This is a genomic window from Bacillus sp. SIMBA_074 (assembly GCF_046534555.1).
In the GTDB taxonomy this organism is placed as follows: domain Bacteria; phylum Bacillota; class Bacilli; order Bacillales; family Bacillaceae_G; genus Bacillus_A; species Bacillus_A mycoides.
Genome location: NZ_JAWRYM010000034.1, coordinates 32,087 through 47,714, shown reverse-complemented (window position 1 = coordinate 47,714; position 15,628 = coordinate 32,087). Strand labels below are relative to the sequence as shown.

9 protein-coding genes and 1 pseudogene are annotated in these 15,628 nt (G+C 31.4%); 4 read left to right on the top strand and 6 right to left on the bottom strand.

What is annotated here, in order from left to right; translation table 11 throughout:
- Positions 1 to 16: 16 nt before the first annotated feature.
- Complete coding sequence (locus tag SB773_RS25290) at positions 17 to 1,246, bottom strand: AraC family transcriptional regulator (protein WP_410592869.1); 1,230 nt, start codon at positions 1,244 to 1,246, stop codon at positions 17 to 19.
- A gap of 2,048 nt (positions 1,247 to 3,294) precedes the next feature.
- Between SB773_RS25290 and SB773_RS25285 the strand changes: the two genes are divergently transcribed.
- Positions 3,295 to 6,930: a Cna B-type domain-containing protein gene (locus SB773_RS25285; RefSeq protein ID WP_410592867.1), complete on the top strand. Its 3,636-nt coding sequence runs from the start codon at positions 3,295 to 3,297 to the stop codon at positions 6,928 to 6,930.
- Positions 6,931 to 7,632: 702 nt separating this feature from the next.
- Here SB773_RS25285 and SB773_RS25280 read toward each other — a convergent pair.
- Complete coding sequence (locus SB773_RS25280) at positions 7,633 to 8,793, bottom strand: tyrosine-type recombinase/integrase (protein WP_410592865.1); 1,161 nt, start codon at positions 8,791 to 8,793, stop codon at positions 7,633 to 7,635.
- Between the two features lie 355 nt (positions 8,794 to 9,148).
- Between SB773_RS25280 and SB773_RS25275 the strand changes: the two genes are divergently transcribed.
- On the top strand, positions 9,149 to 10,132 hold the full coding sequence (locus SB773_RS25275) for a DNA-binding protein (protein ID WP_410592863.1): 984 nt from the start codon (positions 9,149 to 9,151) through the stop codon (positions 10,130 to 10,132).
- A 396-nt stretch (positions 10,133 to 10,528) separates the two neighbouring features.
- A pseudogene (locus tag SB773_RS25270) lies at positions 10,529 to 10,777 on the top strand (IS3 family transposase); the annotation flags it as partial.
- 639 nt (positions 10,778 to 11,416) lie between these two features.
- Here the strand turns inward: SB773_RS25270 and SB773_RS25265 are convergent.
- Positions 11,417 to 11,692, bottom strand: coding sequence for a zinc ribbon domain-containing protein (locus tag SB773_RS25265; protein ID WP_486304298.1), 276 nt, complete (start codon positions 11,690 to 11,692; stop codon positions 11,417 to 11,419).
- A gap of 869 nt (positions 11,693 to 12,561) precedes the next feature.
- Between SB773_RS25265 and SB773_RS25260 the strand changes: the two genes are divergently transcribed.
- Positions 12,562 to 13,785 carry an AraC family transcriptional regulator gene (locus SB773_RS25260; RefSeq protein WP_410592861.1) on the top strand — a complete coding sequence of 408 codons (1,224 nt, stop codon included), beginning with the start codon at positions 12,562 to 12,564 and terminating at the stop codon, positions 13,783 to 13,785.
- Between the two features lie 339 nt (positions 13,786 to 14,124).
- On the opposite strand, the gene SB773_RS25255 is transcribed toward SB773_RS25260, so the two are convergent.
- The 3 genes from SB773_RS25255 to SB773_RS25245 all read right to left on the bottom strand — a co-directional run bounded on the left by SB773_RS25255 (position 14,125) and on the right by SB773_RS25245 (position 15,581).
- On the bottom strand, positions 14,125 to 14,514 hold the full coding sequence (locus SB773_RS25255; RefSeq protein WP_410592859.1) for a DUF3967 domain-containing protein: 390 nt from the start codon (positions 14,512 to 14,514) through the stop codon (positions 14,125 to 14,127).
- 68 nt (positions 14,515 to 14,582) lie between these two features.
- On the bottom strand, positions 14,583 to 14,861 hold the full coding sequence (locus tag SB773_RS25250) for an ArsR/SmtB family transcription factor (RefSeq protein ID WP_410592857.1): 279 nt from the start codon (positions 14,859 to 14,861) through the stop codon (positions 14,583 to 14,585).
- A gap of 522 nt (positions 14,862 to 15,383) precedes the next feature.
- Positions 15,384 to 15,581, bottom strand: coding sequence for a hypothetical protein (locus tag SB773_RS25245; protein ID WP_410592855.1), 198 nt, complete (start codon positions 15,579 to 15,581; stop codon positions 15,384 to 15,386).
- Between the last annotated feature and the right edge of the window lie 47 nt (positions 15,582 to 15,628).

Genomic DNA, 15,628 nt, shown 5'->3' with positions numbered 1-15,628 from the left:
TGGCACCAAAATCAACTTATATTACGGTATGTTGTTCACGATATTGTTTAGGAGTCATGCTGGTGAATTTTTTGAACACTCTTGTGAAGTAACTTTGATCATTAAAGTTAAGCCAAGCACAAATATCTGATAATGGATAAGAAGTTAATAGTAATAGTTTTTTTGCTTCTTCAATTCGTTCTCTCTGAATATATTCACTGAAAGAAATTTCTACTTCTTTTTTAAATAATCTAGATAAATAAGTAGGGGTAATATCCAAAAGTTTAGCGAGATCCTTGAGAGAAACTTCACGATAAATGTTTCTATTAATATAATCTAGGCATAAAGTAATCATATTTGAATACTTTTTAGAATTATATTCTTTAACATGATCAGCAAAAGTGCATAAAGCATCTTCGATTACTCGATTTATTGAATACATATTGTCTAATTGTTCGAGAGCTTGTATATATAGCTCACTAAGTGAAAAAGCGATTTCTGATGGAAGATTACCATCTATCGCATACCGGGTAGCTAATGTAATTGCAATAATACCGTTATTCTTTTGGTTTCTAAGCTGACTCGTATTTGATAAAGTAGCAGCGTTTTCTTGAGGGAATTCATATGCATGCTGTATTAACTTTTGTTTATTTCCTTCTTTAATTGCTGTGAAAAATTGTCTTTCTAATGTTATGTCGTAATATTTCGAACTATTCTGTCGCTGTGATGAAATATATAAATCAGGATTGATAGCTGGATAGGATCTTTGTTCTAGAGATTTATTCCTTTTCCAAACAGTATTTACATCTAATTTTTCTTTAGAGATTAGAGAATATAATAAAATTCCTATCTGAATTAAAGTGATTTTTTTCATCACAGGAATGGAATTATAGTAGGAAATCCCATCAGGTATACTAGCACTGGAATTAAACTCTTCCATAAGCTTAATAACCATATCTTCAGATACTTGTGGATACATAGAAGGGCCAATAATAAGAGTACCATCTTCATATTTATGATCTGTTATGTGAATCAACACATAATGTTCCAAATACTTGTTGGTTTTTACTAGAGGAAAATTATAGAGGTCATTTTTTTGATAAAGTTCATTCAATGATTCTTCTATAGAAGAATCAAAAGGGTTACAAATATCATTGGAACTAAATTTATATAAGATATTTTTGTCTGGGGATAAAAAATGAATAGGGACTTTGAATATTTGATATATTAGATTGCAAAAATGTGATATATCGGCTTGATTATTCATGGTATCCTCCTCCTATTAGATAAAATGATAAATTTTTAGATTTTTAGCATAAGAAATGTATCCAATGTGATTTGTATTCATATGCAAATCGTAGATCAAGAGTATCATTTCATTAAGAAACCCGTATGATCTGTGTTAGAGTTCAAACTATTTGAATTAGAATCTTTTCTATTGTCAGAAGTTACAATCGCATATTTGATAACACGGACAGATTAATTTATAGGAACACTTTATGAAAACTTGCAAAGCATTCACTAGACAGGTGTTTGGAATTATTGCATAGAATATGATTTGATTAGGAACCTATTCTTAACTGTGCTCTTCATATATTTATCTCAAAACCTTTATTTACATATTATGAAAGTATCCTCTTATATTTAATGCTGATTTTCCAACTGTTCAAAGTGAAAAACTTCACACACTATTTCAACAACAGAAATATTCCTTTGTAAGGATAATCGCATAGCTTCTTTATATAGGATTGTAATCTCCTTCCGGTTATATTGCTTTTCGTTGTAAATTATTTGTGATTCAGAAGATTTAGGATTGAAAATTCTATAATAGTACATACCATTCTCCTATTATTTATACTGTGTTAAATTGGGCCTATTAATTTTACGAGGTAATACAAAGTAGCCTATCTAAGTCGTATTACAAATTACATGTTTGTAATTGCTGCTAGTGAACTAATAAATAATGCATTTCCAATACTTTACTTTCATCACGATATTTTAGAGAAAACGAAATAGTAGCTTACAGTTGCTAAAGTAATACCTAGATTGATACAGAAAGTGCGACAGAATTAGCAATCTTTTGATTTTGAAACGACGTTTTTTAAACTGCAATTATTTTTATTCGAACCCTAAAATGAAGCTTATTTAGTAAATGATTTTTAAATAAAAATAAACTTTAGATTGAATTAAATATATGTGGACTAAAAGAAAACAATCTGTGCGCGTATATTTGTAATTTTTCACAAGTTTGTAGAACTTTATAAGAAAAAGTGTATTTCTTTCCGTTCAAACAGAATGTTTGAAGCTCTCTTTCTAAATTAATGAGTTATTAACTCTTAAATAATAAGCGTTTTCGAGAAAAGAATATGGTAATATTTTAAGAAAAATTTGATTTTTTTAATGACTTATGGCAGTTTGACTTTTTAATAAAAGTTGATGCTAGTATAAATGTAAGAAGAATAGAGGCGAGAGTAGGTACCTAACCGAATCCTATTTTCTGTAACAGGTCTAAGTACTCGATGAATAGAATTTTTCTAAGTTTTAAGTGCATTCGATCAGATAAAATAATCTTTTTTTCATTTAAAACAGCACCCTCACTCAAATTGGGGTGCTGTTTTAAATGATTTGATTTTGAGTAGAGGACATACGTTGTTTTTAGTGAAATGATGGTCTTTTTATGTATTGGTAAATTAATTTAAATGTCTACGAGTATCTGCTTTCAATCCTGTGATTGTTATAGGTGGGATTCTTACCTACTGTAACTACACAAGGGCATGAAAATAAAAGGCCGAAATATTTATATTTGAAGATACTTTGTATCTCTATAATGATCACACTTTTCTAGGATACTAGTATTAATTGCATTAAGGTTAAAAAAATATCGCTAAAATATTACATATAATTACATAAAAATACTATTAAAGACAAAAAATCACCATATTTTTTGTGCCGAAATGCTTAATATCTATATATAACTTAGCATAAAGGAGGGAATTATTTCGAATTAACTAACAAATTGTTAGTTAACAAACCATAGATTATTTGAAAAAGGGGAGGAAAAGAAATCGATTCTTAAAAGAATTTAAATTTACACTTTGGATTTTAGTATTTAAATTATTCTTCTAATGGCTTTTAGGGAATAATGTGTTTTAGGAAATTTGGTAATGAGATAGGGGTTAAGAAAATACTTAATTCAACTTATACAGGTAAATTAAATACTAAAAAAATTGATATTTGAGATTTGATAGTTTTATAGCTTACATCTAGTGGAATTTAGTAATGTAAATAGTTACTTAATAGAGAAAGGGGAACGAAATGAAAAAACGAATATCAGTAATAGCTACTATTACTCTTCTTTTAAATATCTTTTGTAATGGATTGCTTTCGATAGCTTATGCAGAGGGTGAAAGCACAACTCAGATTGAGGTAGTACAAAAAGAACTACTAAAAGCTAGAGGAACTAGTGGGGCTGTAGATCCAGAAGTTAAGGCGAAAATTAAAGGTATAGAGACGCTCCCGTCACGATTAATTCACTTACAAACGACTAGTGGAGAAGATTTATATTGTTTAGACGAAGGATTGGTTTATCCTGATAATAATACAGGAATTGAGATTAAAGAGCACTTAAAAGATCCAAGAGTCGCATGGCTTTTACAAAATTATTATAGCAACAAGGAAATTATAGGAGGAGAAAATCCGAAAATTCAGTATGCGATGACGCAGATTGTGCTATGGGGATTTACCAATTCAAACAAGCAAGAAGTTATTGATATAATAAATCAAAATGAGGAATTGAAAAATTTATATGATTTAGCACAAACACATGCAAATGATGTATTACCTCAAGATAAAATTAATTCATATACTATTACTCTGTCACCTGATACTACAGAGTTGACTGAAAAGGGAGACAGTTATGAGTCTGTTTTTGATGTGAAGGTGACTGATACAGAGGGACGAATTGTCGATGAAATTGAATTAAATGAAGCAAAATATAATATTGAAACAAACCCTACAGGCTTTGAAAAGTATGTAAAAGTAGAGCAATCAGGTACAAAGTTTCGAATATTTATTGATAAAAAGGATATTGAAAATATTCCTTTAAATTTAGAAATTAAACTTTCTTTATCTACGCTGTTCACAACAGAAATAATGGGTAGTGTAGCATATACTACTTCAAAACCTGGTGTGCAGCCACTCGGAGTATATAAAGCAGCCAAAATAACATCTCAAAAACAATTAGATGCTTCGGCAAAAGCTAACTTTAGTAAAGTAATAACAACAACAGTAGAGGGAACAAAAAAATGGAAAGACGATAACGAACAAGATCGTCCAACAGCGATTAAAGTAGACTTGTTACAAAATGAAAAGGTAATTCTAACGCAAGACGTAAACGCGGCAAACGGTTGGAAATATACATTTGCTGACTTACCACAAAATGATGCCGAAGGTAATGCGTATAAGTATGAAGTGAAAGAACAACCGGTAGATGGATATAAATCTGAAGTAAAAGGTTATGACATCACGAATACAAAAGTAGCGCAGACAAAAGTAGAAGGAACGAAAACGTGGAAGGACGGAGATTCGAAAGAACGTCCAACAGCGATTAAAGTAGACTTGTTACAAAATGAAAAGGTAATTCTAACGCAAGACGTAAACGCGGCAAACGGTTGGAAATATACATTTGCTGACTTACCACAAAATGATGCCGAAGGTAATGCGTATAAGTATGAAGTGAAAGAACAACCGGTGGATGGATATAAATCCGAAGTAAAAGGTTATGACATTACGAATACAAAAGTAGCGCAGACAAAAGTAGAAGGAACGAAAAAATGGAAGGACGGAGATTCGAAAGAACGTCCAAAAACAATTAAAGTAGACTTACTACAAAACAAGAAAGTAATCGCAACGCAAGATGTAAACGCGGCAAGCGATTGGAAATATGAATTTAAAGATTTAGCGGCATATGATGCGGAAGGTAATGCGTATAAGTATGAAGTGAAAGAACAACCGGTAGATGGATATAAATCCGAAGTAAAAGGTTATGACATCACGAATACAAAAGTAGCGCAGACAACAGTAGAAGGAACGAAAAAATGGAAGGACGGGGATTCGAAAGAACGTCCAAAAGCAATTAAAGTAGACTTACTACAAAACAAGCAAGTAATCGCAACGCAAGAAGTAACAAAAGCAAGTGATTGGAAATATGCATTTAAGGATTTAGCGGCATATGATGCCGAAGGTAATGCGTATAAGTATGAAGTAAAAGAACAAGCAGTAGATGGATATAAATCCGAAGTAAAAGGTTATGACATCACGAACACAAAAGTAGGTCAAACAAAAGTAGAAGGAACGAAAATGTGGAAGGACGGAGATTCGAAAGAACGTCCAAAAACAATTAAAGTAGACTTACTACAAAACAAGCAAGTGATCGCAACGCAAGAAGTAACAAAAGCAAGTGATTGGAAATATGCATTTAAGGATTTAGCGGCATATGATGCCGAAGGTAATGCGTATAAGTATGAAGTAAAAGAACAAGCAGTAGATGGATATAAATCCGAAGTAAAAGGTTATGACATCACGAACACAAAAGTAGGTCAAACAAAAGTAGAAGGAACGAAAATGTGGAAGGACGGAGATTCGAAAGAACGTCCAAAAACAATTAAAGTAGACTTAATACAAAACAAGCAAGTGATCGCAACGCAAGAAGTAACAAAAGCAAGTGATTGGAAATATGCATTTAAGGATTTAGCGGCATATGATGCCGAAGGTAATGCGTATAAGTATGAAGTAAAAGAACAAGCAGTAGATGGATATAAATCCGAAGTAAAAGGTTATGACATTACAAACACAAAAGTAGGTCAAACAAAAGTAGAAGGAACGAAAACGTGGAAGGACGGAGATTCGAAAGAACGTCCAAAAACAATTAAAGTAGACTTACTACAAAACAAGCAAGTGATCGCAACGCAAGAAGTAACAAAAGCAAGTGATTGGAAATATGCATTTAAGGATTTAGCGGCATATGATGCCGAAGGTAATGCGTATAAGTATGAAGTGAAAGAACAACCGGTAGACGGATATAAATCTGAAGTGAACAGTTATGACATCAAAAATACAAAAGTAGGCCAAACAAAAGTAGAAGGAACGAAGACATGGAAAGACGATAACGAAAAAGATCGTCCAGAAATGATTAAAGTAGAGTTACTACAAAATGGCCAAGTAATCGCAACGCAAGAAGTAACAAAAGCAAGCGGTTGGAAATATGAATTTAAAGATTTAGCGGCATATGATGCGGAAGGTAATGCGTATAAGTATGAAGTGAAAGAACAACCGGTAGATGGATATAAATCCGAAGTAAAAGGTTATGACATCACGAATACAAAAATCAAGGATGTAGACCCAGTAGACCAAACAAAAGTAGAAGGAACGAAGACATGGAAAGACGATAACGAAAAAGATCGTCCAGAAATGATCAAAGTAGAGTTACTACAAAATGGCCAAGTAATCGCAACGCAAGAAGTAACAAAAGCAAGCGGTTGGAAATATGAATTTAAAGATTTAGCGGTATATGATGCCGAAGGTAAGGCATATAAGTACGAAGTGAAAGAACAACCGGTAGACAGATATAAATCAGAAGTGAACGGTTATAACATCACGAATACAAAAATCAAGGATGTAAACCCAGTAGATCCGAAGGATCCTGCAAACCCAGTAGATCCGAAGGATCCTGCAAACCCAGTAGATCCGAAAGATCCTGCAAACCCAGTAGATCCGAAAGATCCTGTAAACCCTAAGGATGATACAAAAGTACCATCTACTAAAGATAATCAGGAGAAATCATCATGGCTTCCTAACACAGGAGGAACAGCAACTGAAATGATTCCAATTGCTGGAGGTATGATTTTGCTTGTTTTAGGTGGAATTTTATTCTCTCGTAGAAAAGTTAAGTAGTTAGTTCAATCTATTGTACTGTAACCCGGATAGTTGAGAAGTTAAAAAATCACTATTCGGGTTACCTTTTTATTTAGGGGAAATATTCCATGTCTATTAAGATAAAATTATGAAAAAGCAATGTCAAATTAGCATGTTTCTATTTTCTAAAAGCTGATTATAGATTATTTAAAGGTCTTTATATGAAATAAACCATAACGGGTTTATTTTTATTGACGTGGTTCTATAATGCTTTTGATTGTTCTTATGATAAATAATTTCACATACCGTATTTTAAAGTTCAAATCTTAATATATCCAGAACATAATGAAATACCATGTGTATTTGTATTACAGAGCATTAAATTATGAAAGGAGAAAATGGTAGAAATAGAGCAATATATCAATTTAAATTGATACGGAGGAAAAAACAATAGTTTTTGTTCAAATCAAACATTATGGATATTATTGAGAGTAAGAAGATAGATTTAAAGAGGGTTAATGAACATTTAAAGAATTATTTATCAAAGATAAAAAGAAGCAGTAGAAAATAATAAACATCGAAAAATCCCTACACATTGCATGATGATATCTTCGTAAAGAAAAGGCACTCTTTGAGTACCTCTAAAGTATAAAAAAGCATTGCTAATCTTAATTGTATAAAAAATATATAATTAAAATCAATTTTATCGGAATTTAATAAGGTAGGAAGATAGTTAGTTGTTTAAAATTCATCCTCAAGGATTAGATTTCCAGCATCATTATCTTTCGTTAGTCTTTGTTTCAAATAATTCTCTTTCGTCGTTCGATCATTTTTATGACCAACTGCAGCTGCAATCACATGAGGTGCTAGTCCCTTGTAGTCATATAAATACTGCACATAAAAATGTCTAAAGAAGTGAGGAGTAATTCGTATATTCTCCGTAAAGGGTAACTTTGTATCTTTAATGATCTTAGAAATATATTGTGATAGATAGTTCTCTCTATAAGCAGTATGGTTCTTGGTTTGAAATATGGTCCCGCCATTTTTATCGCCTATATCTATAGGTAATCTTCTACGGACTCGGAATGCAACAATTCGATTAAAGATCTCTTTATTAATAGAAACAATCCGTTCATTATCACCCTTTGTATCTACTGTTAAATAATAACGCCCGCGTATAGCGTCATATTCAATGTCTTCCCACAATGCATGTGCTACTTCTGCTACACGTAATCCAGTAGTAGCATGGACTGATAATAAAGCGTAATTGATTTCATTATCCTTGTAGTAGTTTAGCAGTTGCTTCACTTCCTCATATGATAACTCACGCTTTGGTTTATGTTGTTTATTCACCGCCGTGCTTAGAATCTCTACATGAAGAGGCTCTTGGATATATTGGATTTCGTATAGCCATTTCAAATAAGAACGGATTACACCAAGCTTCCGACTAATCGTAGATGCCTTGTATTTTTCTTTTGATTGATAGGAGATTGCGTCCTGGGATATCCATTTTTGATAGTTACGGATATGGCGCTTTCTTAGATTCCTCCAGACTTGGCCAACTTTATAATCTTTTACATCTTGCTGCAGAAATTCTGTACTTTGTTTGATGAAAAAATAAAACTGGCTTAGATCACGTGCGTATAGAGTCCTGGATGCAGCCTTTATCCGCTTTTCCTGGTCAAAATGTGTTTGTCGGTTCAAGTAGTAGTATAGTATCTCTTCATCTGAAAATCCCTCGTATGTATAAGTATCTTCTCTTTCGTTATTTTCCTTTTTAAATTCGGCTTTATCTATATGATCACGATTCCATACTGCAATTATGTTTGTGAAATTTTGTTTTTGTTTTTCTATATTTTCTAAAGAAATTTCACTATAAATCGTATTCAATTCAAATTTCATTATCCTTCAACTCCTTATTAATTACCTTTATATCAATTATTATAACTGAAGTGTATTCAAAATTATTTACAAAGTATAATTTAATTTTATTAAAATTAAATTATACAGCAATTATAGAAAATTGCATATTTTCTATGGTTATATATATGTTTGATTATTTAAATGACTTATGGTTATTTTTCGTTGGATATATATTATAATCTAATTAGAAATTATAAATTGTTTTTGGTTATTTACTGAAATTATTTAAATGTTAACTATGATATAATAAATTATAGTTATGTAATTTTAAAAATGAAATTAAAATGAAGTAATTAATATACAGAATATAAATTAAGTAAAAGGGAGAAATGATATGAATGAAAATCAACAAATCAATATGAATACAACAGAAGTGAAGGAATATTTAGGGGTTAGTAGTTTTATTGTTAATAACCTTGTGCAACAAGGACAATTAGTTCCAATTAATAAAGAGACATGGCGATTAGATGGAAGCTTTCTTTTTAGGAGAACAGATGTAGAAGCAATTAAACAGAAAAGAGAAATAGAAGGTCTTACTTTATACCAGGCTAGTAAAAAATATGATATAAGTACATATCAATTGGAAAAATGGTTAGAAGAAGGGAAATTAACCGCCACTCTACAGATACATCGTAACCGTGAAACAAAGTTTATTGAAGAAGAAAAGTTAATCGAGCTTTTACTTCAATTAGATCAGACAAATGCACTTTATACATATTCCCAAAAATATGATACGGTTCTTTTCCAAAAATACAGCCAGGGAAATACAATAGCAAGGGTTATTTCGATTCCTAAACGTGGAGAGATTATGTTAATTGACGAATTTAACAGACAGCTCACCCTGAACGAAGCAAAAAAATTAGGATATGAACCAGATTATGAATTGTCTGATCAGCCTCGTAGCCATCATCAGAGGTTTGTTAAATTCCGTTTTCCCAAGTCTGATCAATTACGTAGTAGTTCTTTCCAAATAATTGATTTAATACTACAGTATGTATCTCCAAGGAATATAAAAGTTTTAGAAGAAGAAGGTTTTTGGTATTTCAATGTACGTCAATCTCTCATTGAGTTACCTATAGGTATGCAACTAGAATGGATTGAGAGCCTCACGCCGTATTTAATAGAAGGGAAATTGGTAAAGCGTGTAAATAATAGCGTGTATCTAGATAGTAGCAGCGTTACAAAAAATGTTACGATGTCCAGTAAAGAATACCAATCAATTAATAAAATAGCCAAAGAGACAGGAAGCACAATAGAAGAGTTTATTACTATAGCTATTCGTGACAAAATTAGTCGTTATCAAAATTCACAAAACTGAATTATAATGATCGAATAATCTTCTTGATTTATAACATCTAAAATCAGGGGATTACGAAAGCTGATTAGAGGTTAAAATACAAGAAAAGTACTATTAGTGTAAAAAATAGAACCAGTTGACAGTAAAAATGGTGTGGATTTGAAATAGAGTCGTACCGCTTATAAAAAAGATGTACCATTTATAATAAAGTTATACCGCTTGCAAAAAAATGAACCGCTTTATTCCTTTTCAATTAATGGATTCTATGTGAGTTTTAATCAAGCCTTTTTATAAAATGGAATGTTCATTCGAAAAGAACCGAATCCATTTTGATTAATCTTTTTTCAAAGTGGATTCGGTTTATGTGCCGTAAAATAAGGAGTTGTGTGAGATTTTTGGTCAAACTTTATTTCAAAGCAAGTAGTCTATGAATTAAGGCTTGAATTCCTGGTGAAGGCACTTCTATTGCTCGCAGCCATTCCACGTAGTACGTATTATTATTGGGTGAAACACTTCAATCGACCTAATCCAGATGGAGAGCTGAAAACGTTGATTCAATCGATTTATGACGAACATGAAGGCCGTTATAGTTACCGCCGTATTCGTGATGAATTTACCAATTGCGGACACAAAATAAATCACAAAAGAATCAAGGCAAAACTAAAAGGCATGAGTCCGGTATAATAGCGGGCCCATGCCTTTTAGTTTTGCTTAATGGAACAATCTATCTAACTTTATAGGGTCACTTCATACCCTATAAAGTTAGAGTAACATGGCTTTTCCTGTTGTTTGATAAGATCACGGTTTTCTAATCAAACACTTACACAAGTTATAACATTACGAATACAAATGTGATTATTTCAAGCATAACGGTTTAAAGAAGTATATTCATGTTAAAGCTGCATCTGTAGTTTAACATAGGAAAAATTAAGGCTTATAGAATGATATTAAGGTTTATAGAATGATATTAAGCTTTCGAAAATAGGAATGATTACAATATTCAATAGTTAGATTTCTTGTGACACATGAATTGTTATCAACATCTTTATACCTCATAATACCGGCTGTATCAGATAACAAGATCTTCTCGTATGTTTTGTTCTATCTGTGAATTAGTCGGTTTAATTTGGATCTATTTCTTTGATTAAGTGTTCCAGCCATCATTTCCTTATCGTAGTGCTTCTTTATCCTTTGATTCATTGCTCTAAGTTGTTCTTTCTTTGCTGTTAAATCTTTTATTTGAACTACTCGCCACTTAACATCCTCACGGACTGTTTGAAGTAGGAGATTTCTAAGTACGGAGACCTAGGCTATCCCTGTAGTTCCTACGGTTAGAAGTCTTATGGCTTCGTTTCTAAGATTTAGTCCTGCGTTAACATCTCTATCGTGATTTGTGCCACAAGAAGGACAATCCCACTCACGAAGTTTTAGATTTTTAACGTCTTTGTTTTGATGACCACAATTTGAACATAGTTGACTAGACGCAAACGTCTTCGATACAACAACGACTTGCTTCCGTGGTATTTCGTACTTGGAGAATAGAAAGAAAAAGTGAGTTGTCGTGAAAAATGCTAGCCTCAAATGAGGCTAGCATTTTTTGCAATCTATAATAGATTGCAACCAGAAATGTTTGAAACAAATGATGATAAGAGGATATTCTCTGCCCTTAAGATGAAAATTAACACAATAAGTGTAATTCGTGCCAATTGCTCATATGTACTTTAACATAAGACAACTTAATATTTATAGAAGAATCTTAAGGTGTTAAAAAGAGAAATAATTACACGATGAATTATGCTTTATGTTGGCAAATAGATAGTGTCTTTAAAGCATCGACATCACTATGCAAAATAGAACATTATCGTAATGTAAAACAGGAATGGAATAGAAACCCAAATTTTTCTTGGTGGGCAAGTATGACGACCTTTATTTATTGATAAATTTTTATAATAAGTACAATTAATGTCAAAATATCACCATATTTTTTGGAGAAAAACATATAGTATTTTCTTTAGCAATTAATAGCTAACTAATATAAGAGTGAGGTAAGGCGGAAGTTTAAAATGTTTTTGTGTAAATACAAAGAAGAAACGGCCTTTCGAATAGATTTCTAAACGTGTATAAATGGTTATTAAAAATATGTATTTGATTATCTCTTAGAAATTAATATATTTCAAAAAATATATTTAATGAACATTTATTAAACTATATAAATATAAATTTCAAAAAACATATTTCTCTTTTTTTAGGTAGGCAGTAGTACCTAACGATGCATAGAGGTAACCAGCGTTTTTTTTCGCTGTATGCAAGAGTTAAAACAAAGGGGAAAAAAGTGCTTGCAGTTCAGTTTTTTGTTACATAGTAGCACATATATATTGAAAAATTAAACTGGATTTATATAGCATTGTTAAGCAGTATGCATTAAATTGTAAATTTATGGAGTGAGTAGTATGTTACAGTATATTAATTCAATTGATATAAGATATACCTGTCATTTAATCTATCAAACCTTTAAAATACCCATTCGTTTTCTAGATAAAGATAAAAATATTGTATACGAATGTTCATCTAAAAATATGTTTAGTCCTTTCCTTGCTTCCAAAGAGGTTCAGTTAAATGAATTGTTTAACGATAATATTCCTCAAAACTTTCCAATCATTAAAAGTAATGAGTATTATGAAAATTTCATTATTATCCATACTAGAAGTAAGGGCTGCAAAGATGGAACTTTTATTGTAGGACCCTCTACAGGTTCAGAATTACTTCCAACGCAAATTGGAGGAATAATAAACGATAGTAATTTAATTATAAATAAAGAAGAGGTTCGAAATTATTACGATTCACTTCCAATAATAAAGAATTTAACTTTGATTCATATAAGTGTCTTACTGTATTATCTCATCTATAAAAAAAAATTAGATGTAACTACTGTTCAGCAAAAAAACAACCTCTTTGAAAACACTGACTATGATTTGTATGTTTCAATGCGTCAAGAGAATAGTTTTATTCATCATGATTTTGCAACGGAAAAGAAGTTTTTTAAGTGGATTGAAAATGGAGATAAAAAAGAGATGCTAAAGCATTATTGCGCATTAGACCAAAGTACATTTGGAATTTTATCATTAACCAGTGAGGTGAGAAATAGAAAATATTTTTCCATCTCTATGATTACTTTAGCTTGTAGATATGCCATTGAAGGAGGTCTTCCTTCAAAAATTGCTTACGCGCTGAGTGACTTATATATACAAAGTTTAGACAAGTTAAATAACTTAAAAGATATTAATAGACTATTAGAGGAAGTTTTATGCGCTTATGCAGATTATGTAAATGAATATAGAACAAAAAAATATTCTCAAACTATTCTCGCTTGCCAAAACTATATTACTAGAAATCTTTATCAAGAAATATCGCTCAAAGATCTTGCCGATCATATTCATATGCACCCTAACTATCTATCTACATTGTTTAAAAAAGAAGTAGGGGTCTCTTTAAGTATATATATACAACAAGAGAAAATAGAAGAGGCAAAAAGACTCTTAGCTCTAACTGCACTTTCCCTAACAGATATCTATAGTTTGCTTAACTTTGCTGATCAAAGTTATTTTACAAGGGTATTCAAAAAAAACACTGGCTATACACCAAAACTATTTCGACAGAAACATTCCATATTGTGAACTACCCCCCACCTAAATTCTAACGAATTTTGAAGTGGGGGCTTCTCAGCTCCACGACGAAAGCAAACTTTCGTCTCCCTGATCGTTACTTCGGGTTATTCCACTCCTAGATGTCCAACGTTTAGACGTTCTTTTTTACGATTGATATTTTACGCAGGAACCAAACGGCTTGGTTTTTGTACTTTGTTTTCTTCCTGCAACCTTATATATCAAGTTATCAAAGAACTTTATGTGTTTAGTTTATCAAAAACCTTTTGACTGTGCCGAAACGATATTTCTATATTTTTAATTTCATATAACCCCTCATTCCAACCAATCCTCTAGCTAGACCCAAAACTTTCACCAAGCTTTTCTCTTTTCTCTAGCAGCTGCTACTTCTTCCTGAGCCGACATAATAGCCCGTTTCGTTTCCTGCATTTCTCTAATAACATTCATAAGATTTTCGTCTCTTTGTTCTGACCTTTTTTCAATTCTTTCCTCACGTTCCCTTTGCTCCCTCGCACTTTCTTCAATCAACTTATTCCTTGGATCTATGCGATCCCCTGGTCTTCGCTCTATTTCCAAAAGATTTCTTTGTTGCTCCCGGTTTATCTGTTCTATCATAGCGCTATATTTCTGTTGGAATAGATGTTGGATAGGGTAAGGAATCAGATCTGTTTCCTGGATTTCTTCTTCATTACTAACGCTTCCCAATTGCCTCACAATTATTTTAGCTGTTTTCTTAAACACTCCCAATATCTAAATATTAGGTACTTATCCAACCTTTTATCTTCTTTAAAATAAATGCCCACTTTGCATTAAAACAACTTTTTACCTAGTAGTATCTCTACAATAGTATTTATATTTTTATCTGAGGCACTATAATAATTTTCTAATCCTTTTTGCCTACATTTAACCATTTTTTGAGCTTTCATTTTTGCTAAATGTTGGGATGTAGTAGACTGGGGAATTCCTAAGATATCCACTATTTGATTTACACTGCATTCCCCTCTTTTAACCAGTTCTTCTATAACTTTAATTCGAATTGGATGTGATATTACTTTTAAAATTTCTGCATTTTTTTCATAAATAGTCATTTTCACATTTTCTCCTAAATTATTTAAATTTTACTAAAAATTGATCATTACAATATTAAACAAGGATAACAGTTTTCTTAATTAATTTATGGTAATATTTTCACAAAAATTGTATTAATTTAATATATATAAGTTCCTAGTTAAATTTGTCATTTTCTCTCCCATACATTTCACCCTTATTCAATTCAGGTCTTAAATACCGCTTTATAAAATGAAAATTGTTCTCTACAAGATCATAAAAATTCTCCATATTCCTGATTTATCCATTTTCCATTAGCATATTTACCCTATGGAAATCATACGAGTAAATCCACCCTTTTTGAAAAAATCATGAGTACAATCATTCTTCCAGGAAAACGGATTTTTTTATGGATCTATTTTAGTATATTTACATGTTTTTCAACACTATTAAATGAATAAACAAAAATATTTACTAAATTATTTAATAATAAATCGGAAAAGCCTTTATGTATTTCCTTTTCTTCATACATTATGGAAATGGCCTTTCAATCAAAACATATTTCATTGGGTATGATTACTTTGTCTCCAAACCCCGTTCTTTTTATAAAATACATTTTTGCTATTCATAAAGTTTGCTGTACTACCGGGAATCGCATATTTTTTACTATTTTTCTTTTTCCTTTTTTTTATTTTCTTTTCCTCTTTAATTGCATGCAAATCTGCTTTCCATTGCTTTAACAATTCTTTTTCATTTCGCATGAAGCTTATTCTCCTAGAATTAAATTAAATACCTATGCTACAAATTT